At 67.0% G+C, this 22,023-nt stretch carries 20 protein-coding genes; 15 read left to right on the top strand and 5 right to left on the bottom strand.

Annotated features, from left to right (window positions below):
* The first annotated feature begins 13 nt into the window (after positions 1-13).
* The 7 genes from MKW15_RS13690 (at position 14) to MKW15_RS13660 (ending at position 9,080) form a co-directional block, all read left to right on the top strand.
* The gene (locus tag MKW15_RS13690; RefSeq protein WP_240859046.1) at positions 14-967 is read left to right on the top strand and encodes an ATP-binding cassette domain-containing protein; all 954 of its coding nucleotides are present in this window, start codon (positions 14-16) and stop codon (positions 965-967) included.
* A 23-nt stretch (positions 968-990) separates the two neighbouring features.
* Positions 991-1,812: an ABC transporter permease gene (locus MKW15_RS13685; RefSeq protein WP_374247169.1), complete on the top strand. Its 822-nt coding sequence runs from the start codon at positions 991-993 to the stop codon at positions 1,810-1,812.
* A gap of 10 nt (positions 1,813-1,822) precedes the next feature.
* Complete coding sequence (locus tag MKW15_RS13680) at positions 1,823-3,181, top strand: hypothetical protein (RefSeq protein ID WP_240859039.1); 1,359 nt, start codon at positions 1,823-1,825, stop codon at positions 3,179-3,181.
* Positions 3,178-4,410: a nucleotide disphospho-sugar-binding domain-containing protein gene (locus MKW15_RS13675; protein ID WP_240859038.1), complete on the top strand. Its 1,233-nt coding sequence runs from the start codon at positions 3,178-3,180 to the stop codon at positions 4,408-4,410. Before MKW15_RS13680 ends, MKW15_RS13675 begins: the two co-directional genes overlap by 4 nt.
* 445 nt (positions 4,411-4,855) lie before the next feature.
* The gene (locus MKW15_RS13670; RefSeq protein ID WP_240859036.1) at positions 4,856-6,361 is read left to right on the top strand and encodes a condensation domain-containing protein; all 1,506 of its coding nucleotides are present in this window, start codon (positions 4,856-4,858) and stop codon (positions 6,359-6,361) included.
* On the top strand, positions 6,358-7,770 hold the full coding sequence (locus MKW15_RS13665; RefSeq protein WP_240859034.1) for a condensation domain-containing protein: 1,413 nt from the start codon (positions 6,358-6,360) through the stop codon (positions 7,768-7,770). The genes MKW15_RS13670 and MKW15_RS13665 overlap by 4 nt, the downstream gene beginning before the upstream one ends.
* On the top strand, positions 7,767-9,080 hold the full coding sequence (locus MKW15_RS13660) for a hypothetical protein (RefSeq protein WP_240859032.1): 1,314 nt from the start codon (positions 7,767-7,769) through the stop codon (positions 9,078-9,080). Before MKW15_RS13665 ends, MKW15_RS13660 begins: the two co-directional genes overlap by 4 nt.
* 875 nt (positions 9,081-9,955) lie before the next feature.
* Here the strand turns inward: MKW15_RS13660 and MKW15_RS13655 are convergent.
* On the bottom strand, positions 9,956-11,170 hold the full coding sequence (locus tag MKW15_RS13655) for a cation:proton antiporter (protein WP_240859029.1): 1,215 nt from the start codon (positions 11,168-11,170) through the stop codon (positions 9,956-9,958).
* 134 nt (positions 11,171-11,304) lie between these two features.
* Here MKW15_RS13655 and MKW15_RS13650 point away from each other — a divergent pair, with 134 nt between their 5' ends.
* From MKW15_RS13650 to MKW15_RS13640, 3 genes are read left to right on the top strand one after another with little or no spacing between them, the layout of a single operon-like run.
* On the top strand, positions 11,305-11,640 hold the full coding sequence (locus MKW15_RS13650) for an ArsR/SmtB family transcription factor (protein ID WP_240859027.1): 336 nt from the start codon (positions 11,305-11,307) through the stop codon (positions 11,638-11,640).
* Positions 11,640-12,371, top strand: a complete 732-nt coding sequence (locus tag MKW15_RS13645; protein ID WP_240859023.1) for a cation efflux transmembrane domain-containing protein — start codon at positions 11,640-11,642, stop codon at positions 12,369-12,371. Before MKW15_RS13650 ends, MKW15_RS13645 begins: the two co-directional genes overlap by 1 nt.
* A gap of 37 nt (positions 12,372-12,408) precedes the next feature.
* A complete protein-coding gene (locus tag MKW15_RS13640) occupies positions 12,409-12,897 on the top strand; it encodes an acyl-CoA thioesterase (protein ID WP_240859017.1) in 489 nt (162 codons plus the stop codon).
* A gap of 6 nt (positions 12,898-12,903) precedes the next feature.
* Here the strand turns inward: MKW15_RS13640 and MKW15_RS13635 are convergent, their stop codons facing one another.
* Positions 12,904-14,439 (bottom strand): phospholipase C, encoded by a 1,536-nt coding sequence (locus tag MKW15_RS13635; protein ID WP_240859014.1) that lies wholly within the window; start codon positions 14,437-14,439, stop codon positions 12,904-12,906.
* 71 nt (positions 14,440-14,510) lie between these two features.
* The gene (locus tag MKW15_RS13630; protein WP_240859004.1) at positions 14,511-14,954 is read right to left on the bottom strand and encodes a hypothetical protein; all 444 of its coding nucleotides are present in this window, start codon (positions 14,952-14,954) and stop codon (positions 14,511-14,513) included.
* 153 nt (positions 14,955-15,107) lie between these two features.
* Here MKW15_RS13630 and MKW15_RS24725 point away from each other — a divergent pair, with 153 nt between their 5' ends.
* The 4 genes from MKW15_RS24725 to MKW15_RS13615 are packed head-to-tail and all read left to right on the top strand — an operon-like array spanning position 15,108 to position 19,869.
* On the top strand, positions 15,108-15,671 hold the full coding sequence (locus tag MKW15_RS24725; RefSeq protein ID WP_308221052.1) for a hypothetical protein: 564 nt from the start codon (positions 15,108-15,110) through the stop codon (positions 15,669-15,671).
* 24 nt (positions 15,672-15,695) lie between these two features.
* Positions 15,696-17,057: a sphingolipid ceramide N-deacylase gene (locus MKW15_RS13625; RefSeq protein WP_308221051.1), complete on the top strand. Its 1,362-nt coding sequence runs from the start codon at positions 15,696-15,698 to the stop codon at positions 17,055-17,057.
* Positions 17,054-18,391 (top strand): MFS transporter, encoded by a 1,338-nt coding sequence (locus tag MKW15_RS13620; protein ID WP_240859001.1) that lies wholly within the window; start codon positions 17,054-17,056, stop codon positions 18,389-18,391. Before MKW15_RS13625 ends, MKW15_RS13620 begins: the two co-directional genes overlap by 4 nt.
* Positions 18,388-19,869, top strand: a complete 1,482-nt coding sequence (locus tag MKW15_RS13615; RefSeq protein WP_240859000.1) for a pyridoxal phosphate-dependent decarboxylase family protein — start codon at positions 18,388-18,390, stop codon at positions 19,867-19,869. The genes MKW15_RS13620 and MKW15_RS13615 overlap by 4 nt, the downstream gene beginning before the upstream one ends.
* A gap of 15 nt (positions 19,870-19,884) precedes the next feature.
* Here MKW15_RS13615 and MKW15_RS13610 read toward each other — a convergent pair whose 3' ends face one another.
* Together MKW15_RS13610 and MKW15_RS13605 are read right to left on the bottom strand one after the other, a co-directional pair.
* Entirely contained in the window at positions 19,885-20,934 is a 1,050-nt protein-coding gene (locus MKW15_RS13610; protein ID WP_240858998.1) for a PHP domain-containing protein, read from the bottom strand.
* Between the two features lie 2 nt (positions 20,935-20,936).
* Entirely contained in the window at positions 20,937-21,128 is a 192-nt protein-coding gene (locus MKW15_RS13605) for a hypothetical protein (protein ID WP_240858996.1), read from the bottom strand.
* Between the two features lie 17 nt (positions 21,129-21,145).
* Here MKW15_RS13605 and MKW15_RS13600 point away from each other — a divergent pair, with 17 nt between their 5' ends.
* Entirely contained in the window at positions 21,146-21,874 is a 729-nt protein-coding gene (locus MKW15_RS13600; RefSeq protein WP_240858994.1) for a guanylate cyclase, read from the top strand.
* Positions 21,875-22,023 lie beyond the last annotated feature (149 nt).

Here is a 22,023-nt window from a genome sequence, read left to right as displayed (position 1 = left end):
GGAAGGAACATCGATGGTCAGATTGCCGGAGACGGCCGTGCATGCGGAGTCGTTGCGGAAGTCGTTCCGCGATGTCGCTGCGGTGGCGGACGTCAGCCTGTCCATACCCACCGGCTCGGTGTGCGGAATGCTCGGCGCCAACGGTGCCGGCAAGACGACGACCGTCCGCATGCTGGCCACCCTCGTCCGGCCCGACGGCGGCCACGCGAAGATCTTCGGCCGCGACGTGGTCACGCAGGCGCCGGCCATCCGGTCGCTGATCACGCTCACCGGCCAGTACGCGTCGCTGGACGAGGACCTGACCGCGCTGGAGAACCTGGAACTCTTCGCCCGGTTACGCGGAATCCGCGGCCGCGCGGCACGCGCTCGCGCCGCCGACCTCGTCGAACGTTTCGGTCTCACCGCTGCGGCCGACCGGGCGGTATCCGGGTTCTCCGGTGGCATGCGACGCCGCATCGACCTGGCCGCGTCGCTGATCACGCCGCCCGCGTTGCTGTTCCTCGACGAACCGACGACCGGCCTCGATCCGGGTACCCGTGCACAGGTGTGGTCGGCGGTGCGCGCGCTGGTCGACGATGGCACCACGGTGCTGCTGACCACGCAGTACCTCGACGAAGCAGACCAACTCTCCGACTCGTTGGTGGTCATGGATGCCGGGCGCGTCATCGCCGAAGGGCCCGTCGACGTCCTCAAGGATCGTGTCGGCGAACGCTCGCTCGAAGTCACGCTCGCCGAGCCGGCTCGGATGTCCGAGGCAGCCGCGATCATCCATCGGCGAGTCGGCACCGCCGTGGTTCCCAGTCCTGAGTCGGGCCGTCTCACCGCCGCTCTGCCTGATCCCGCGCTCTCCGCGCGTGTCGTCGTCGCCCTCGACGAGGCCGACATCGCGGTCGCCGAACTCGCCGTCCGCCGCCCAACCCTCGACGAGGTGTTCTTCGCCATGACCGACCAGCAGGTGCCCGCATGATCACCCAGAAGATCGCGCCAGATGTGACAACGATCCCCGATTCCGACGGCGGCCGCGACTGGCCGGTACTCGTCGCCGAGCGAGTGTCGACGGCCCAGGCCGTGCGGGACACGCTCACCCTCGCGCGCCGCGGGCTGCTGCGGATGCGCCACACGCCTCAGCAACTCTTCGACGTGATCATCGTCCCGGTGGTCTTCACGATCATGTTCGCCAACATCTTCGGCGGGGCGATCGCGGGTGACGTGTCGGCCTACCTGCCCGAACTCGTACCCGGAGTCCTTGTGTCGGTGGCGATCACGAGTTCGGTGGTCACCGGAGTACAACTTCGCGAAGACATTGACAGCGGAGTCTTCGACCGGCTGGTGTCGATGCCGATCTCCCGCATGGCACCGTTGGCGGGGTCGCTGACCGCCGACATCCTGCGCTATGTCATCGCGACCACGATGTCGCTGGTGGTCGGGCTGGTGATGGGCTACCGGCCGGGCAGCATCGTCGGCACCGCCGCGGGCATTGTGCTGGTCATCTTCGCCGCTTTCGCGATGAGCTGGATCTTTGCCCTGATGGGTGTGATCATGTCCAAAGCTAGTGCGGTACAGGGTATATCGATGCTGATTCTCATGCCCCTCACCTTCACGTCCAATGCATTTGTCCCCACCTCGACGATGCCCGGCTGGCTGCAGGCAATCGCCGACGTCAATCCGGTATCGCATCTGGTCTCGTCGTTCCGTTCGCTCGCCAACGACGGAGAGATCACCGCGCATGTCGGCTGGACGCTGCTCGGCGCGACGGCCATCATCGCCGTCGCGGCACCGCTTGCCCTCCGCGCGTATCTCCGGCGGGTCTGACGGGCCCATGATGAGCGACACGAGTCGGACACGGACGGCGGAGCGGCTCACACCCGAGCGCCTCACACCCGACGACGATCTGTTCGTCCGCATGGAGCATGCGCTACGGCTTCCGGTCGTCAACCAGTGCGTCTGGCGCCTCGACGGCAACGTGACCGACGCCGCGATCGCCGAGATCGCCGCGCGTCTGCGCCGTGGACGGTTGAGCAGGCTGGTGCACCGCCGCCGGACGCCTGGTCGTGACCGCTGGGTGCACACACCCGCGGCCGGGCGATTCAGCCTGTCGGACAGGCCGATTGCCGCCGGCGAGGAGGCATCTTGGGCTCGCCGCTGCGTCGACGCACCCCTCGACACCATCCGCGGACCGTCATGGCGATTGACCGCCGCCCGCTCCGCCAACGGTTCCGCTGTGTTCGTGTCGCTCGTCGCGTCCCACGTGGTCGGCGATGGTGGTGCCGTCATGACGGCCGTCACCGAGGCCGTCGCCGACATCGCCTTCGACGCGACCGACACACCGCCGCGCCTCCGTGACAACCTGCGCGACACGGCAACGCTGTTGGGAACCGCCGGCAGGGCGGCGGCCGCCATGGTCACCGACCGTCGACCAACCACCCAGCCCCGCAGAGATTCTCACCCCGAGACACCTGCTGCGACGACAGCGGTCACCGCCGGCGAGAACGCGCCGGTATCCGCACCCACCACGATCCTCACCATCAGATCCGACGCATTCCGTTCTGCCGCATCGGCTTCCGGAGGTACACCCAATTCCCTCTTCGTCGCGATCATGGTCGGCGCACTCGAACGCACCGGTCGGATTCACCCCGGCGAGGCCATCGGGCTCTCGCTGCCGATGTCGACTCGCACCGACAACGACCGAAGGGCAAACGCCACCACGGGGGTCACCGCCGCGATCGTCGTGGACGACGACCGCTACCGCGACCTCGGCGCCATCCGAACGGCATGCAAGAGCGCTTTCCGCACGCTCGTCGACGGACCCAGTCCGGCCGCCCGACTCGGCATCGTCGCCCAGGCGCTCGGCGACCGCGCCGTCCGCCGGCTGGCAGCAAATGTGTCGGCACCGCTGTGCCTCGCGTCGAACCTCGGTGAACTCGATCCGCGGTTCGCGTCGTTGGGCACGGGTTCGGTGGGTCCGGTCGCGATGCGGTCGGTGGCCTCCACACCTGACCTCGAGGTGCTGCGGTCGATGGCCGGCGGGATCAGCGGCTGGGCATCGGAGAGCGGCGGTCTCGTCACGCTCTGTGTGACCTCACTCGACCCCGATCGAGTGGCCGACGACCAGGCCCTGAGCAAGGTCGTCGCCGATGAGCTCGGCCGATGGTCGCTGACCGGAAGCGCCTGGGGCACATGAGAGTGTCGTTCGCACTGCACGGCAGCCGAGGAGACGTGCAGCCCGCGATCGCGGTCGCCGCCGAGCTCGCCCGGCACGGACACACGGTGCAGTTGGCGGTGGCCCACGACCTGATGCCCATGGCGACTCGCACCGGCCTTCCCACCCGCGAATTGTGTCCCTCGACGGCGGATCTCCTTGCCGGTTCGATCATCAAGAAGCAATTGAGATCGCCGAATCCACGCACCCGCCTGAAGGCGCTCCGTGAGGTCGGGGCGTACGGCGCGCACACATCGCAGCGGGTGATGGGTGACCTCGCCGACGAGAGCGACATCCTGGTCACCGGTTTGCTCGCCCAGGAACGCGCGGCGACCATTGCCGAGAGTCGCGGCATCGCGTTCGTACCACTCCACTACTGTCCGGTGCGGCCCAACTCGACGGTCTCGCCGACGTATCGCCGCCCACCCACCTGCGTGCGGCGTGCACTGTGGAGCACCGTCGACCGCCTCTACTGGCTCACGTCCCGCACCGACGACCGGCGCCTACGCACCGAACTCGGACTTCCGCCCGCACGCGGCCCACTAGGTGGTCGCTTGCGCGCCGACGGACGTCCGGAGATACAGGTCTACGAGGCCGCACTGTTCCCGGGCTTGTCCCGCGAATGGGGCTCCCAGCGGCCGTTCACCGGCTTTCTGCTGCCCGACGAGCGGACCCGCCGCCTCCTCGACGGGAATGATTCGCGAACCGACGGCGTCGTCGCGTGGGCCGAGGACGGCCAACCACCGGTCTACGTCGGTTTCGGCAGCATGCAGGTCGCCGAAGAGCGCGTCAGCGGCATCGTCGATTCCCTTGTCCGTCGCGGGCGGCGGGTGATCGCCCACACCGGACACCCTCTGCCCGAACATGATTCGGTGCTGAGGGTGACCCACGGACTCGACCACGAGCGCCTGTTTCCCCGGTGTCGTGCTGCCGTCCATCACGGCGGCGCGGGCACCACCGCCGCCACCGCGCGGGCCGGTATTCCATCGGCCATCGGCTGGCTCAGCGCCGATCAGCCGCTCTGGGCGGGTGCGCTTGCCCGCGCCGGGTCCGGAACCGGCGCACCGCTGGCGCGCCTCGGCGAGGCACAACTCGACTGCCTGCTCGATCCAGCGACACAACGGGCTGCACATCGGCTCACCGCGCTCCTGACACCTGCTGAGATCGCGACGCAACGAGCCTGCTCGGCGATCGTCGGTGCCACAGAGTGATCGTCGGTGCCACAGAGTGATCAAGGCCACGCCCGTGGCGACTGTGCGTCCCGCCACATCATTTGCATGTGAAACGACCTGCTCGGGGCGAAACATCCAGCACGTCATGGCTTTTCAGCCGACACTGGCTCACAACGCAGGGTATTCAAGGGTGGCGCAGCCCACATGGCGCGGTGACGCCGACAGGCTTACGCTCAGCATCGGACGTCGATGACGTCGCACGGGGGGTCCAGTGGTTGGGGGTGGACACCACCGAAACATATGAGCGGCAACGAATGTGTCGTTGCCGGCGCAGACGCGGGGGGTCTGTCGTCTCCAATGATGGAGAGCTCATGAGTCCTGGGGGGGACTTCACACTCCGCGCTCGCACAACAGATTCCCCGACGGCAGACCGGAGATGCTCCGCTCTGTCCCGCATCACCATCAGCGCGACGAGGTATCAGCAGTGGAGTACACAGAGCTTGCCGATTACCCGACACCATCGGGGATCATCACCGAATGGGTACCGTCGACCAGGGCGTCCGACTGGACGTCCGACGATCGACCACTTTCGACCAATCATGCCGCCCACCTGCGGCACACACGCGACGACGACATCTCGTGGATCGGCACGGCGTTCGCGATCGATCAGCCACTCGAACCCCGCGCCTTCGCGGCCACCTTGCGGACCTGGATCGCCCGTCACGAGGTCTTCCGCAGCACGGTCGCGACCGACGCGGCCGAAACCGCACGACGCCACCTCGAGCCGGAAGCCATCGCCATCGATGTGCGACGCTACGGACGGGTGCGCGATTCGCTCGAGGTATACCGCCACCTCGAGGAGTTCCTGGCGACGGGGGTCCGCGCGCACAGCTGGCCCCACATCGTGTTCACCACCGTCGAACACGTCTGCTCCGGTCCGGAGCAGGTTGACGGCGACCGTTTCACCGTGATCTTCGGCGCCGATCACGCCGTCATGGACGCCTACACACAACTGCTGGCAATCGCCGAGATTCGCGAGATCTATCGTGCGCACCTCGTCGGCGAGACTCCGGCGCTGCCGCCATGCGGTTCCTACGTCGACCACAGCGTCGACGAGTACAAGGCCGCCACCGCCCTGGGCACCGATCATCCGGCCGTCCGGGACTGGGAGCTCTTCCTGCGCAGCGCCCCCACGTCTCCGCCGACCGTCGGCGAGGACACCGATCCGACGCCGAACACACCTGCGCTCCCAGGTTTTCCGCTGCCATTGGGGTCCGAGCCGGCGATCGGACACGCCCAGGCCGCACAGTCGAGTGTCTCGCTGTGGATTCTGCCGCGGGAATCGGCCGACGCGTTCAGCGCGGCCTGCAAGGCAGCAGGCGGCTCCGGGTCGACAGGCGTGCTGACGGCGGTCGCAGTCGCTTTGGCGCGCCTGTCCGGAACCCGCGTCACCCGCTACGTGATGCCGATGCACACGCGCACTGCACCCGAATGGTTCACGGCGGCAGGATGGTTCGTCGGCCTGATGCCGGTCGCAGACGATCTCACGTCCGTTGCGCGTTTCAGCGAGGCGCTGGCGGGCACGGCGACGGCCACCCGCGCCCACCGCAGGCTCGTCGGTCATTCCTTCGCCCGCATCGCCGAACTCCTGCAGATCAGTCCGCGCGCCCGGTTCGTCGTGTCGTATGTGGACGGACGATCACTGCCCGGCGCGAGCGACTGGACACCCGCCGATCGGGCGCTGCGCAGCCCGGTTCACAGCGACGACGAGGTCTACCTGTGGATCAACCGAACCGCCGACGGGATCAATCTCGCCGCCCGCTTCCCGGGCAACGACACCGCCGCTGCATCGGTACATGCGTTCATCGCCGAATTCTCGTCGGTCCTGCGAGAGGTTGCCGCCGAGGGTGACACGGAGATCGTTCTCGATGCGCACGTCGGGAGCCATCAGCAGATCGCGGCGCTGGCCGACCGGGGCGAGAGCCGGTGAGAATCGTCGCGCGTCGCGAGTGGACCCCACGCGGCGGTCACGTCATCGACTGGGTGGCCGACGAGCACACCGTTGCCGCGGCGACCATCGCGGCGGCCGGAGAGCCACATCCGGTCGGACCGTCGTTCCTCCAGCGAGATCACATCACCGCCGTCGCGGCGACACGGGCGAGCGGCCGAACACACCGCGCATACACGTGCGCCGCGGTGACGGTTGCCGGGACGCTCGACGAGCCACGTATGACGCTCGCGCTCAACGGGTTTCTGCGCGATCACCACGGGCTGCGCAGCACATTTCGCACGAGCGGCAACGAGATCACCCGGCACGTCGTGGACGCACAGGACATCGCACTGCGTGCCCACCACCGCGACATCGCCGACCACGAGATCGCCGGCCACGTCGACATGAGGTTGAGCAGCGAGGCCGTGTTCGATTCCTTTCCCGGGGTCATCTTCGGCGCGATCGTCCGCGACGACTCGTTCGACCTGTACTTCGGGATCGACCATGCCTTCGGCGACGGTAGTTCTCAGGTGATCGGGCTCGCCGAGATCCTGGCCCGCTACGGCGGGCGTGATGTACCGGTGGCCGGCAGCCACATCGACTACGTGGCAGCCGAATTCGCCGCGGCCACGCGAGTCGGGTCCAGCTCACCGGAACTCGACGAGTGGGTCGAGGCCCTGCGGCCGACCGGTGGGCGGTTGCCTGCGTTCGCGCTCGATCTCGGACTCGACGACGGAGAACCCCAACCGGTCCGAATCCGCCGCGCACAACTCGCCGACGCCGACGACGCCGAGGCCATCGCGCATGCGGCAAGCGCCGCCGGCACCGGATTCACCGCAGCCGTCTACGCTGCGCTCGCGGTGACCGATCGACACCTCAGCGGTCGGGACAGCTATTGCACCGCAACGGTTCTGAGCACACGCAGCGCCGAGCACACCTCGTCGCAGGGCTGGTACTGCACCTTTGCGCCGGTGGCGTTCGACGTCCGCGGAGCCGAAGTGATCGACGTGCTCGCCGACGCCGCCAACGGATTGGCCCGGGCCCGGCGACTCGCCCGAACACCCGCTCACGCGGCACTCGGTCACCTGATAGCGGCCCGACGGCTCGATCCAGCGGTGCTGGCCAGCCCGCAGATGGTCTCCTACCTCGACTTCCGGTGGTTTCCGGGCCAGCGGGAACTCGCCGATGCGGTGCTGTTCACCGGCGAGGGACGAACGCGCAACGCATCGCTCTGGATCAGCCGCGACCACGACGGTTTGTGGATTGCGACACAATGCCCCGATAATCCGATCGCTCGGGAGTCGGTCACCCGGTACTTCGACACTCTCCGCGCTACATTGGCGACCATGGTCACCTCCCCGATGAGCGCGCGTGCCTGCGCGGCACCCGCCCTGGGGATCGGCGCGTGAGGGTCACCGGCGCCGACCTGGTGGACCTGTCGGGCGAGCTCACCGAGATCACCCTCACCTGGACCGATTCTCCGACGTCCGTGGGTTCTCCGGTCAGCTTCAACCAGGCCAATCACTTGGCTGCGCACGCCGCGGCCACGAGTAATCCGGTGTGGATCGCGGGCACCGTCGAACTCGGTGACAGTGCGGGCCCACCGCCGAATCCGCAGCACATCGCCGACGTGGTGCGGCAGGTCGTGGCCGAGCAGGAAGCTCTTCGTCTGCGCTTCAGCTGGACGCCCGAGCCGCGCCAGCACGTACTCGATCCCACTCACCTGCGGACGGGGCTCGTGACTCACGGCCAGGCCGACACCGCCGACATCGTCGCCCTCATCAATTCTCGCTGCCACCCGCAGGTCAGTCCGGGAATCTGCTTCGCTCTCGTCGGCCGCACCCTGCTCTGCGCCTTCGACCACGCGCACGCCGATGCCCTCACCGTCGACATCATCTTGCGTCGGCTACACCTGTTGAGCACCAACACTTCCGCGCAAGCGGCGGCACCACCCGGATTCGTCGGACGATGCGTCGCCGACGCCGCCGACGTCGACCGCTTTCGCACCCCTGATGGGTGTGACGACACCGAGACGATCGAGCGGCTAGCGGGCTGGCGCAACTTCTTCACCGAGACCGGCGGCAAGGTACCCACCTTTCCGCTGCCCCTCGGTGATGTCCCCGCGAACACTCCGCAGCGGACCTTGGTGCGCACCGTGCTCTCCGCAGACGACGCCGGCGCCATCGATGCGGGCCTGTTTGCCACGGTACTGGCGGACCTGGCGTCGGTGATCGACGACCTCGGTGGACCGTCACGTCTGGCCGCTCTGATCCCACTACACACTCGGGGACAACGAGATTCGGGCTGGCACGACACCGCGGGCTGGATGGTCACGAATGCCCCGGTCCTCGTCGATGCGGGCGATCGTGCCGGCGCCAGATCATCGTTGCGCGCAGCGATCGACCTAGCCCGCGTGCCTCTGCCGATCGTCCTGGAACGGTGTGCACCGCAGCTCCCGAGCGGGGACATCTTCATGATCTCCTACCTCGACTACCGCAAGCTCGGTCCGAGACTTCCTGGAGCACAACATATTTCGGCCTGTTCGACAGCCGACGACGTACAGATCTGGTTCTCCCGATCCGAGGACGGCCTCGACGTCCGTGTTCGGCATCCGGCGACACCCGGCGCCACCGGTGTCGTCGACGCAGTCATCGAGCGGTTGACCGATCGGTTGCGTGCCCGCGCCGTTGACACGAGTACGGCGGTCGCGGCGGGCTGACTATCGCTCCCTGAGGTGCGAGCTTCGAAGGGGCGTGGTGAGACAACGATGTCTTCTCACCAGGGGCTTTCGAGGCTCGCACCTAGCCAGCGGAAGGGTGTTCCCGCGGGGTTCGCCTGCAGTGCGATCGGTTGGGTGATCGAGCGCGCCGGATGTCGAGACCCTCGAGCCAACGTCGAAGCAGAAGGTGTTGCCTATCGAGCACCTTCTGCTACAACCGTGAAGCGGCCCGTCGGTGTGCTCCGGCGGACACTTCCCGCCTCCATGATCGTCGGCAACGCCGACGGTGGGTCGCTGATCCGAAGAGTTGGGTGACCGACGCTCTGACCTGGGCAAACGCCGCAGTGCTCTGTCCCTGAAAATAGGGGAAGATCTTCTTCCCCGGGGTTCACAGTCGTCCCCTAGAAATTCCTAGGGGAGGACTCCAAGAGTAGGGGACGAGTTTTCTTCCCCTAGTTTCTTGGCGGCAAAGAGCGCTTTCTGTGCTCGACGACGATGTTCGGAGTCCGAGGTCTGCGCTCGAGGTGGACCTCGGTGAGGGTTGACCGCGACGGCGGCTTCGCCGACCTCCCACGCGCGTCGTCGGCGAGTCGTGGTTTCAGAAACCGCGTGTCTGTTCAGAAGCCCGAGGCGCACCAGCGGTTTCTGGCCACATCAGCGGTTTCTGGCGACCAATGCGGTTTCTGCGATGAGGCCGCACTCTTCCCGCCTCCACGATCGCCGACGACGTCGGCGGGTGGGTCGCCGACTCGGAGAGTGTGGTGGTGAGCAGGCCGCATGGGTGACACCAGGGCGAGTCGTCGGTTGGATTATCCAGCCGCAGGCCGTCAGCGGTGTCATCCGTACCGAGCCGCACTCTCAACCGCGATGAGTGTTCAGTCCGTCCGCGGTGCGCCGTCACCGACCAGTCGGGCAATCAGCGGGAAGACGAGCACGGTGGTGGCGCCGGCCGCGACCATCGCCGACGCCAGTTCGGTGCTCAGCAAGTCTGCGCCCACCGCGACCTGCGTGACCGCAACGATGATCGGCAGTCCGGTTGCCGCATAGAGCGCCAACTGTGCACGCTCGCGTACCGACGGAAGGTTGGCGCCGTGGATGACGAATCGCTCGCTGAACCACACTGGAAGCCCACGCGCCACGGCGATGGCGAGGACGAATCCGGCCCACGTCCCGGGCGCCGACAGCACAGCATGGATGTCGATCGCCATGCCGGAGATGACGAAGAAGATCGGGATGAACACGCCGAACCCGATCACGTCGAGGGACCCCTCCAAAGCGGCTCGTGAGTCACCGAGCAGCCGACGCAGAATCATGCCGGCGGCGAAGGCTCCGAGCACCACGTCGAGGTCGAAGACCGCGGCTACCGTCATCAATCCGACGAGCAGCAACAGGACCACCCGGATCGGAAGCTGAATCGTACCCGAACTCATCACTCGCAGAGATTCACCCAGGAACGGCACCCGTCGAATCACATGCGCCGGAACGTACGCGATCACCAGCGCGGCGACGGCGAACAGAATCAGGACCACCACGGCAGCACCGACATTGCGGCTCGTCAGCAGAAGAGACATCGCCAGAATGGGCCCCAACTCGCCGACCGCCCCGTTGGCCATGACCGCGCGCCCCACTGGTTTGTCGAGCAGCCCGAGCTGCTTGATGATGGGCAGCAGGGTGCCGAGTGCGGTGGACGTCATGGCGATGCCCACCGCCACGAACGTGGTGAAACCCGCGTCCGGCACGACGAGCGCGACAAAGCCGACCGCGAACCCGAGACTCACCAACCAGGTCACTCGCGCAACGCGACCAGGACGCCCACCGAGCAACTTCGGGTCCAGTTCGAAACCTGCCAGCAGAAACAGCATGCCCAACCCGAGTTCGTTGAGCACCGTGAGCCCGTCGACCGACGCCCAGCCCAGCAGATTCGGTCCGATCACCATGCCAGCCAGCAACAACAGCACCGCGTCGGGTACGTACCCGCGCGCGGCCCGGGCAATGATCGGCGTGAAGACGGCGACCAGGCTGATCCAGAACAACGATTCGATGGTCGCGGTTTCGGCGGAGGCTTCGGCGAGCACGGCCGTCGTTGTCATTCTCGGAGCTTGTCACACCGGAAGGTGCGACGTTCGTCGACGCGACGCACCACGGTCCGCCACCTCAGTTGCCGCGGGCATTCCCGCTTTATTCATCGTTTTCTGAATACAGAAAACGATGTATCGTTATCTCCATGGAGACCCACGCGCTCGTCCACACCGCCGCACTGGCCCGCTTCGGGTACGCACTGTCCGACGAAACCCGGGCCCAGGTGTTGCTCCGTCTTCGTACTGCTCCCGGATACCCCGCCGACCTCGCCGACGCGATCGGGGTCTCACGCCAGACCCTGTCGAATCACCTTGCCTGCCTGCGTGGGTGCGGTCTGGTGGTCGCGATTCCGGAAGGCCGACGAACCCGCTACGAACTCGCCGATCCGCGGATCGGCCAGGCGCTCGGCGACCTGCTCGGCCTCGTACTCGCCGTCGACCCCACCTGCTGTCCCGACGCCGACGAGAAGTGTTGTTGCTGATGGACCTCGAACCCCTGGCCCCGACCGTCGCAACCAAGCCCGACGCGGCGCGAAAGAAGCTTCTGCAACGCCGAATTCAGCTCTTCGTCGCCGCCACCATCACCTACAACGTCCTCGAGGCGACGATCGCACTCACCGAAGGTGCACGCGTGTCCTCGACGGCGCTCATCGGATTCGGCTTGGACTCGGTGATCGAGGTGTCCTCGGCGGCCGCGGTCGCCTGGCAGTTCGCCGGGCGCGACCCAGAGGCACGCGAACGGGTCGCGTTGCGCATCATCGCTTTCTCGTTCTTCGCATTGGCCGCCTACGTCAGCGTCGAATCGCTGCGATCGCTGCTCGGCATCGGCGAGGAAGCGCGACACTCGATCGTCGGGATCGCGCTCGCTTGCGCGAGTTTGGTGATCATGCCGGTGCTGTCGTGGGCGCAACGACGAGCCGGCCGCGAACTCGGATCGCTGACCGCGGTGGCCGATTCGAAGCAGACTCTGCTGTGCACGTATCTGTCGGCTGTGCTGCTGGTCGGGTTGCTGGTCAATTGGTTGTGGGGCTGGTCGTGGGCCGACCCCCTCGCGGCTCTGGTGATCGCCGCGATCGCGATCCGCGAAGGCGTCAACGCGTGGAAGGGAGACGCGTGCTGCACGCCGACACGTGCGCTCACCGACGATGATGACAACAGTGACGACGATGACGCTGGTTGCTGTGCGCCCGGCGGCTGCGAGTGCTGTGATTGACGTTGCGCAGTGATCGCCGACCGAGAGGCACCAACCCATGGACGCTACAGCCGAGGACATCGAAGTCCCGTCCACGGAAGCAGAGCGAGTCACGCTGTCGATGTCGCTACTGATGACGCCCGACATGGCGAACTTCACCGGCAACGTCCACGGCGGCACACTCCTCAAACTTCTCGACCAGGTCGCCTATGCCTGCGCCAGCCGCTACTCCCGCCGCTACGCCGTCACGCTGTCGGTGGATCGGGTGATCTTCCGCGAGCCGATCCGCGTCGGTGAACTGCTCATCTTGTCCGCGTCGATCAACTACACCGGCCGTACCTCGATGGAGGTGGGCATCCGGGTGGAGACCGAGAACATCCACACCGGGGTCCGACGCCACACCAACAGCTGCTACTTCACGATGGTCGCCACCGACGACGACGGCAAACCCCACCCGGTTCCCCAACTGGTGCCCCGCACCGAAGTGCAGCAGCGTCGCTACAGCGAAGCCGAGAAGCGCAGGGCCGCATTGCGATCCGCCCAATAGACCAGATCAACCGCTCGGCGACCGGCGCTTCCCTGGTTGCTGTCGCGGCATCCTGTTGGGCGGAACCGGATACGGGGTACCCCGACCGAGCGTGCCGGTGGCCACATTCGGCCCGCATACCAGTAGCGAGTTCTTCGCCGCGGGAACCGGGTCCCCGAATCTCGGCCGCGCGGCGTTGGGCCGCCGAGCGAAGTCGAAGGTCGACGACATGTCCCCCACCACACTTCGGCGCCAGGGCGTCAGATTCGGGACGTCCACCCCGAACCGCTTCTCGATCAATCGCAGCTGGGAGGTGTGGTCGAAGGTCTCCGACGCCACCAGCCCACCACGGCTGTAGGGCGAGATGACAAAGCACGGTACGCGATAGCCCAGGCCGATCGGACCACGAATCCCCTTGGACGCCTTGACCTTGTGGATGTCCGGCACACTCACGTACTCACCCGGCGTACCGGGCGGCGGGGTCGGCGGGGTCACGTGATCGAAGAAGCCACCGTTCTCGTCGTAGCTGATGATCACTGCCGTCTTCTCCCACACCGCGGGGTTCGACGTGAGGATGTCCAGCAGTTGGACGATGCCGACCGCCCCCAAGGCGGCCGGCAGTGCGGGATGTTCGCAGGTGATGGCCGACGGGATGACCCACGACACCTTCGGCAGCCGGTTGGCCTTCACGTCCGCGGCGAAACCCTGCGGGTAGATCGGGTCGATGCCGCGGCGCGCCAGTTCCGAGCGAGGATCGCGGGCCTGGGTGAAGCACCCCATCATGCCGTCGAGCAACACCGACGACACGGGCCCGATGTCGCGGTTGTTGTAGATCTTCCAGCTGACCCCGGCGTCTCGCAGGTTCTCCGGCATGGTTCGCCACGAGTACACGAATTTCGGTATGAGCGTGGGTGTCTCGAGCAGCGGGCCTCCGTGCGAGCCATCTGGGTCGATGCTCGCGCTCATCCAGTACAGCCGGTTCGGGTCGGTGGGCCCGAACACCGAGCAATGGTAGTTGTCGCACAACGTGAACGCCTCGGCCAGCGTCCGATGCACAGGAATGTCGGCGCGCTCGTAGTAACCCATGAGTGCGGGCGCATTCGCCGGGCCAACGGACTTGATCGACATCGGCAACCAGCCGTCGTTGCGTCCGTTGTTCCACGCGGCGTGCAAACCGGCCCACGAGTGATCGGGATCGTTGATGCATTCGCCGTCGAGATTGGCGTCGTAGCGGGTGTCGAGGCGGAACGGCAGCGTGTAACCACGTCGGGTCGGGCCGACGCCGGGAGCCCAGCCGTGCTGCTTCCATGCCGGCGACGCCTCGCCGAACCCACGCACCCCGGAGTAGGTTCCGAAGTAGTGATCGAACGACCGGTTCTCCTGCATGAACAGGACGATGTGTTCGATATCGGACAACGAACCGGTGCCCGCCGGGTCTGCCGACGCATAGGCCTTGTCGATGATCGGCGCAGCCCACGACGTCAGCAGCGCACCGCCACCGACCGCCGAGACCCGCGTGAGAAAGTCACGACGCGACAACCCGCCGAACGGTGCATCCGACACTCGAGACCTCCCGACCGATGACTGAGGGCGGGAGTCATCCTACGGCCGTTCGGCCTCCGCCATGGGCGAAGTCAGGCGACGCCGTCGTCTGACTTGTTCTGCTCGGGAGAATCGCTCTGGGTCTCGGATGTGACCTGGACATCGAGCGCACTGACGGCGATGCCGTAGGGCAGGAATCGGACGCGCCGACTCGGGTCGGTGTTGGCCTGGTTGGCCCGCAGGGCGTCGAGTTCGGTGGAGAAGACCTGCTCGACCCGGGCGCCGCCGTCGGCGTCGACCACAAATACCGCCCACACGCCGGAACCGGCGTCGGCGGTCGTCTCGGGCTCGGCGCGGCGCCGGGTGCGGGTGCCACCCTGATCGAAGAACGCCGACCACGCACTCGGGCTCGACTGTCCCTCGAACAGCTTGCCGAAGACGTCACGCAAACCTTCCGAGGCCTCCCGCGCGAAGCGGTCGAAGTCCTCCGGGCCGAAGTTGAAAGACCCACCGGAGGGGCCGTTGCTGTCCGCCATGTGTGTTCCTGCCTGTCGTGCTCGGGAGCTGCTGACACCAGTGTCCTCAGGATGTGCGATGCGCGCCACCTGCGACGAGATCGACCCGCGGGACTCTCGCCCAGCGTGGGCAAAACCCGGCGCCAACCGGGAAGTTCTGGCAACCTACGCCCAATGCAGGTGGGGGTTCGGGGATCGGCCGGTTCGATGGTGCTCGTCGCGCCGCTGATCGTCGTGTCGGCTCTCGTCACTTTCCTGTCCGGGGTGACGCTGCCGCCTGCCTCCGCTGCCCCCGGCACCGCGTCGCAGGTCGACGCACTCGCCGGCCGATGTGTGACGCTGACCCTGTCCGACGGCACGCGTCTCGGTGCGATGGCGAGCCCGTTCACCGTCCGTGCGGCTGCGCTCGGCCAGTTCCTGTTCTACGGACGCGACGGGCGCGTTCTCACCGCCGACGGCACGCATTCGGCAACACTGCAAGCCACACCCACAACTCGTGCGATCTGGTCGGTGACATCGTCGACGTCCGGGTTCGCGGTGCGTTCGGTCACGTCAACCACCTCCTTTCCGTCTGTTCGGGTCCGCGCGGCCACCGGGTGCCGCCCATTCCCTGACGCCGAGCTCGGTGTCGACGGTGCACCCTTCACCGGCGCCGGCCGCGACGGGAACCTGCGTGGGTTTGTGGACTCGCATGCGCACCTGATGGCCGAACAGTTCCTCGGTGGTGAACTGCACTGAGGCGCTCCATACAACCCGCTCGGGGTGACCGTCGCCCTGCGCGACTGCCCCGACCACGGTCCGGGTGGAGTGCTCGCCGTCTCCGAGCACGTGCTGTCCCGGCCGGGCCCGCACGACGTGGTCGGCTGGCCGACATTCCGCGACTGGCCGCGCTGGGATTCCCTGACCCACGAGCAGACCTACTACCGCTGGATCGAGCGGGCCTGGCGGTCGGGGCTGCGCATGATTCAGAACTACTACGTCCAGAACCGGGTGCTGTGCGAGAACTATCCGCTACGCGACCAACCCTGCGACGAGATGGCCTCGATCCGCATCCAGCACCGCATGCTCCTCGGGTTGCAGGACTATATCGACGCGCAGGCCGGTGGACGGGGACGTGGCTTCCTGCGCATCGTCTCGACCGCCGCCGATGCCCGCCGGGTCATCGCGGCGGGCAAGCTGGCGGTGACGCTGGGCATCGAGGTGTCCGAACCGTTCGGCTGCCGCTCGATCGCCGGCCGGCCGCAGTGTGACCGCGCCGCCATCGATCGTGGTCTCGACGAACTCCGCGGCATGGGTATTCGACAGGTGATCCTGACCCACAAGTTCGACAACGCACTCGGCGGAACACGATTCGACCAGGGCGCGACCGGCGTCGCGGTGAACGCCGGACAGGAACTGGCAACCGGTCACCCCTGGACCGTCGAACGGTGCCGGACGCATCAGCACGACAATCCGGTGGTCGGGTACCCGAGCGACGTGTGCAACGTGCACGGTCTGACGATGCTGGGTGAGTACACGGTCCGCGCAATTGTGGCCCGCCGCATGGTGATCGACGTCGACCACCTCAGCGTCAAGTCCGCGACGCGAGTGCTCGACATCGTGGGCAGCAGGCACTACCCCGGGGTCGTGTCGTCACACACCTGGACCGACAAGACCAACTACCGACGCATCCTCACCGACGGCGGCATCGTCGGCCTGTTCGCCACACCGGCGCAGGCAGATCCCGGCGAAGTGGGCAGACACGGCGACATGCCGCCGGACTTCATCTCGGCGTGGCGAACCCTCCGGGCCCAACGCGATCCGCGGTTCTTCTTCGGCGTCGGCTTCGGCCCTAACATGGGCGGGTTGGGCAAACAGGCGCACCCCCGCCCGTCGGCGAAATACAACCCCGTCCGCTACCCGTTCACCGCTGCCGACGGCACCACCCGGATCCATCGGCAGGTGTCCGGAGTTCGCGTGTTCGACGTCAATCGCGACGGAACCGCACACTACGGACTCCTGCCTGATTGGATCGAAAGCCTACGGGTCCAGGCCGGGCCGGACGGTCGGATGTTGGTGGCGGATCTGTTCCGGGCCGCCGAAGCCTACGTACGGATGTGGGAGCGTGTGGAGAGCTATCGATGACCGTGACGACTGATCGTCGCCTGACCCGGTCGGTGGTCGCGTCGTACGCGGCCGGCAGCGTCGGCACCGGCGGCTTCGGTGTTCTGCCGGGTCTGGTCCTCGCCTACTACCTCACCGACACCCTGGCGGTTCCCGCCGTGCTTGCGTCGGTGGTGGTGCTGATCCCCAAGATCATCGACGTCGTCATCAACCCGATCATCGGTTCGCGCAGCGACCGCGCCCTGGCCCGGACCGGTGGTCGTGCCACCGGGATGGTGGTCGGCGCCCTCGCAATCGCGCCGCTGTTCGTCCTCACGTTCTCGACGCCGACCGGTTGGCCGGTGGCCGCCGCTGCGACGTGGGTTCTCTTCTTCTTCGCCTGTAGCGCAGTGGCCTACAGCCTCTTTCAGGTTCCATACGTCGCGCTGCCCACCGAACTCACCGCCGACTACCACGAGCGCACGCGCCTTGTCGCCACGCGCATCGTGGTGCTCGCCATCACCATCCTGGTGGTCGGTGCCGGCGGCCCGGCGATTCGCGACGTCGTCGGCGGTTTCGCCGGATACGTGGCGATGGCGGTGGCCGCTGCGGTCGTCATCACCGGCGGCATGCTCATCGCCTCATTCGGCGCCGCCCGCCGAGCAGATGCTCCACCGCCGACGTCGGACCCGGAATCCGTGAGCGGCTATCGCGACGCCATCGCCGCCCTGACCCTGACCCCACGGTTTCGGAATCTGCTCGCGGTCTACGTGGTTCAGGCCTTGGCCAGCGCAGTGATGCTGGCAGGCGCCCAGTACGTGGCGACCTACACCTTCGACGACTCGGGAATGCTCACACTGTTCTTCGTCGCACTCGTCGCACCGGCGATCGTGGTGATGCCGCTGTGGTATCGGTTCGGTCGCCACCGCGGCAAGGAAACCGGGCTGGCGGCGGCCTCGGCACTGTTCGTCCTCGGCGCGGCGGGAGCGGTGGTCGCTGTGTGGAGCCCCGGGTGGTGGGTGTTTGTTGCCGTCGGCGTCGCTGGTGTCGGGTATGCAGGCATGCAGACGTTTCCGCTGGCGATGCTCCCCGACGTGATCGACGAACACACCGAACGCGTCGGCACCGATCGTGGCGGCGCGCTCTCGGGTCTCTGGACGGCCTGTGAAACAGTCGGTCTCGCGCTGGGACCGGCCGTGTATCTGATCATCCTGGGGCTGACCGGCTTTGCGTCGTCATCCGGTGACGAGACACCCGATCAGCCCGACACCGCACTCGTCGGGGTAGTAGTCGGATTCACCGTGGTGCCGGCCATCCTGGTCGCCTCGACATTCCTGCTGATGCGCGGGCTGAGAACCGATCGGGAACAGGCATGACGCGCGACGAGCAACCTGGTCTGCCCGCCGAGGAGATCCTCCGGAGGCTCGATGCCCTGCGTGCGGCCGACGCCCCGACCCACGGCGGTCGAGTTCTCTCCTACGTGTACGACTCGGGCCGCGCGGAGCTCGACGCTCTGGCGGCCGCGGCCATCGCGCGAGTGCAGCCGGTCAACGGTCTCGATCCCACCGTCTTCACCTCGGTCGCAGCGATGGAGCGGGACCTGATCTCGTTCGGACGCACGGTGTTCCACGCCCCGGATGCGGTGGGCACGCTCACGTCGGGCGGTACCGAGAGCTGCATTCTCGCGGTCAAGGCGGCCCGCGATCATGCGGGTGTAGCGCCCGGCGCCGGGTCGATGGTGGTCCCCACCACCGCACATGCGGCCTTCCTCAAGGCAGCCAAACTACTCGGGGTTCGGGCCATCCGCCTCAGCGTCGACCCCGAAACCACCACACCGACACCGGAATCCGTGGCCGCAGCGGTGTGCGAGGACACCTTTCTCCTCGTGGCGTCGGCCCCGAACTATCCGACGGGCGCCCTCGACCCGACCGCCGCTTTCGGTCGAGTCGCGCTCGATCGCGGTATCGCACTGCATGTCGATGCCTGCCTGGGCGGCTTCGCACTGCCGTGGTGGGGTTCGGACACCGAGCCCTGGGACTTCCGAGTACCCGGTGTGACGAGCCTGTCGGCCGACCTCCACAAATACGGCTACACCCCGAAAGGTGCGTCGCTTCTTCTCCATTCGGATCGAGACCGCCACCGGGCGCAGTACTTCGCGACGACCGACTGGCCGGGCTACCCGGTGGTGAATCCGACTCTGCTCGGCTCCCGCTCGGCGTCCGGTGTGGCGTCGTCGTGGGCCATCACCGGCCACCTCGGTGTCAATGGGTTCGCGTCGCTTGTGGCCACCACCCGTCTGGTCGCCGACCGGCTTCGGACGGTGATCGACGAGATCGACGGCCTGCGCGTGGTCGCGTCGCCCGTGGGGCCGGTGTTCGCGGTCGCGGCCGATCCCGATTCTGAACACCCCGTGGACCCCCATCGATGGGCGACCGCAGTCGACCGGCGCGGCTTCACCTTGCAGATGCAGCCGGGCTTCACCCAGCCCGACGGCTCGTCGCTTCCGCCCACCACGCACCTCACGATCACACCCGTGACCGCAACTGTCGCAGACGAACTCGTTCTCGCATGCCGCAACGCCGCCGACGACGTTCGCGGACTGCGCGCCGCCAGTCCCCCACCCGCACTGGCCGATCTCGCGCACGCTTTCGACAGCGGCGCGGTGAGCGTCGACGATGTCGTCGGGCTGCCCAGCGCCGCCGTGCAGCAGGCGCTGATCGGGGCCGGCATCGATCCGCACGATCCCGACGGCGAATTGGACATGGCCGCCATCATCGCGGCGGTTCAGGCGCTCCCACGGCCGGTGACCGCGACGATGCTCACCGAGTTCCTGGCCGAGTTCACCAACCCGTGAGGCCGGGGACTGCAACTAACTCGACGCTGCCCACTCGATGACGGCGTCGGCTGTCCAGGTCGTCACGATCCGGTTGGCCGCGATTCCGAACTGTTCGGCCCGTTGTGCGCCGAACGCCTTGAACTCGAGTTGACCGGGCGCGTGCGCATCGGAGTCGATGGCGAACAGGCACCCGATGTCACGGGCCAGTTCGATCAGCTCGTCGGGCGGGTCGACCCGCTCCGGACGCGAGTTGATCTCCACCGCGGTCCCGTGCTCGGCGCAGGCCTCGAACACCTGCCGGGCGTCGAACTCCGACGGCGCACGCCGACCGCGGCCGCCGAGTACGCGTCGCCCAGTGCAATGACCCAAGACGTTGACTCGCGGATTGCTGACGGCCGCCGTCATCCGCGCGGTCATCGGCGCTGCGTCCATCTTGAGTTTGGAGTGCACCGACGCGGTGACGATGTCGAGCCGAGCCAGCAGTTCCTCCGACTGGTCGAGGGAACCGTCGTCAAGGATGTCGACTTCGATTCCGCTGAGGATGCGCAGGCCGTCCGATCGTGTGGTGTTGATCGTGTCGATGTCGGCGATCTGTTGCTCGAGCCGCTCGGCGCTGAGCCCGTTGGCGACGGTCAACCGCGGTGAGTGGTCCGTGATCGCCAACCAGTCCTGGCCGAATGCCTGTGCCGCATCAGCCATTTCGGACAGGGGTGCCCCACCGTCGCTCCAGTTCGTATGCGCATGTAGATCACCGCGGAGTGCGTCGAAGAGCGCGGCGGCGTCGTCGGTGAGTTCGGTGTGGGCCGACTGCAGGGAAGCGAGATAGTCGGGAACCGCACCGTTGACCGCCTGCGTGATGACGGCTGCGGTGGTGTTTCCGATGCCCCGCACATTCGTCAGTCCGCCAGTGCGGGCGGCGTGAGACAATCCGTCGATCCCGGCCGCCGCCACCGCGGCTCGGCGAAACGCCTCGACGCGGTAGGTGCTCTCCCGCGTACGTTCGAGAAGCCACGCAATCCGGGTCAAGGCGACCACCGGATCGACCGGGGCGACGAGCGGGTCGAGCGAGTCGAGCGAGTGCATCGTCAGTTGTCGGCGTTGCCGGAGGTCGCATCGTCCCCGTCGTTGTTGGCCGACTCGTACCGCTGCCGCAGGCGGTCCCGCACGTCGTCGGCGGAGTACGAGTTGCGTTGCCGCTGATCGCGCGCCACCAACACACCTCCGGTCGTGACGCCGACCGCGCCGGCCAGACCGAGCCATTTCCACACGTTGCGCATATGCCCGAGGATAGTCCGTGGATTACCCTGCATCCGTGCACCCACGCAGCGCAGACGCAGGCATCTCGCTCGACGAGGCCCTCGACGCCACCCGCACCGGCGACATCTGGCTCTTCCGCGGTCATTCGGGACCCGACCGAGCGATCCGCACGCTCACCAACTCGCCGGTGAACCATGTCGCGATGACCGTCGGCCTCGACGACCTACCACCGCTGCTGTGGCACGCCGAACTCGGCGACAAACTCACCGACGTGTGGACCGGCTCCAACCATCGTGGCGTCCAACTCCACGACGCCCGGGAAGCGGTGGAACAGTGGATGATCCGGTACGAGCAGAGCTGCTGGATTCGACAACTCACCCCGGACGTGACAGCCGAGCAAGAGGACATCCTGTTGCGGGTCATCGCCCGACTCGACGGCACACCCTTCCCCACCACCGCGCGCCTTGCCGGCCGCTGGCTCCGGGGCCGCATCCCCACGAGCGTCGACATGGTTCGCGGCATCCCCTACCTCGACCGCAAGGCCCGCGAACGGCGTGCACGGCGACACGACGAGGAGCACAAGGAGACCGTGGGACTGGAAGCCGCCTATTGCGCAGAGGTCGTCGCGATCACCTACTCCGACATGGGTCTCGTCGACGCGTCGAAGGATTCGAACTGGTTCGACCCCGGCCGGTTCTGGAGTGGCGACCGGCTTCCGCTGACCACACCCTTCCATCTCGGCGACGAAGTGGCTGTGCACCTCTGACCTGTTCGATACCGGGATTCGTTGTCGCGCAGTCGAAGCCATCGCTATCCCGGCGTGTTGGTCCGCTGGTGCGGCCATGCTGGGTTCAGAGATAGGTGGCTTCGACTGCGCGGCAACGGTTTCCCGTGGCGTCGCGCTTCACACTATGA

The organism is Gordonia gummivorans (genome assembly GCF_022513585.1).
GTDB lineage: Bacteria > Actinomycetota > Actinomycetes > Mycobacteriales > Mycobacteriaceae > Gordonia.
Note: the sequence above shows the minus strand (reverse complement) of the source record. Positions and strands in the feature narration are given on the sequence as shown.

Coding starts and splice junctions, on each gene's coding strand:
- MKW15_RS13690 (WP_240859046.1), top strand. CDS start 14: ATGGTCAGATTGCCGGAGACGGCCGTGCATGCGGAGTCGTTGCGGAAG.
- MKW15_RS13680 (WP_240859039.1), top strand. CDS start 1,823: ATGAGCGACACGAGTCGGACACGGACGGCGGAGCGGCTCACACCCGAG.
- MKW15_RS13675 (WP_240859038.1), top strand. CDS start 3,178: ATGAGAGTGTCGTTCGCACTGCACGGCAGCCGAGGAGACGTGCAGCCC.
- MKW15_RS13655 (WP_240859029.1), bottom strand. CDS start 11,170: ATGACAACGACGGCCGTGCTCGCCGAAGCCTCCGCCGAAACCGCGACC.
- MKW15_RS13650 (WP_240859027.1), top strand. CDS start 11,305: ATGGAGACCCACGCGCTCGTCCACACCGCCGCACTGGCCCGCTTCGGG.
- MKW15_RS13645 (WP_240859023.1), top strand. CDS start 11,640: ATGGACCTCGAACCCCTGGCCCCGACCGTCGCAACCAAGCCCGACGCG.
- MKW15_RS13640 (WP_240859017.1), top strand. CDS start 12,409: ATGGACGCTACAGCCGAGGACATCGAAGTCCCGTCCACGGAAGCAGAG.
- MKW15_RS13630 (WP_240859004.1), bottom strand. CDS start 14,954: ATGGCGGACAGCAACGGCCCCTCCGGTGGGTCTTTCAACTTCGGCCCG.
- MKW15_RS24725 (WP_308221052.1), top strand. CDS start 15,108: ATGCAGGTGGGGGTTCGGGGATCGGCCGGTTCGATGGTGCTCGTCGCG.
- MKW15_RS13620 (WP_240859001.1), top strand. CDS start 17,054: ATGACCGTGACGACTGATCGTCGCCTGACCCGGTCGGTGGTCGCGTCG.
- MKW15_RS13615 (WP_240859000.1), top strand. CDS start 18,388: ATGACGCGCGACGAGCAACCTGGTCTGCCCGCCGAGGAGATCCTCCGG.
- MKW15_RS13610 (WP_240858998.1), bottom strand. CDS start 20,934: ATGCACTCGCTCGACTCGCTCGACCCGCTCGTCGCCCCGGTCGATCCG.
- MKW15_RS13605 (WP_240858996.1), bottom strand. CDS start 21,128: ATGCGCAACGTGTGGAAATGGCTCGGTCTGGCCGGCGCGGTCGGCGTC.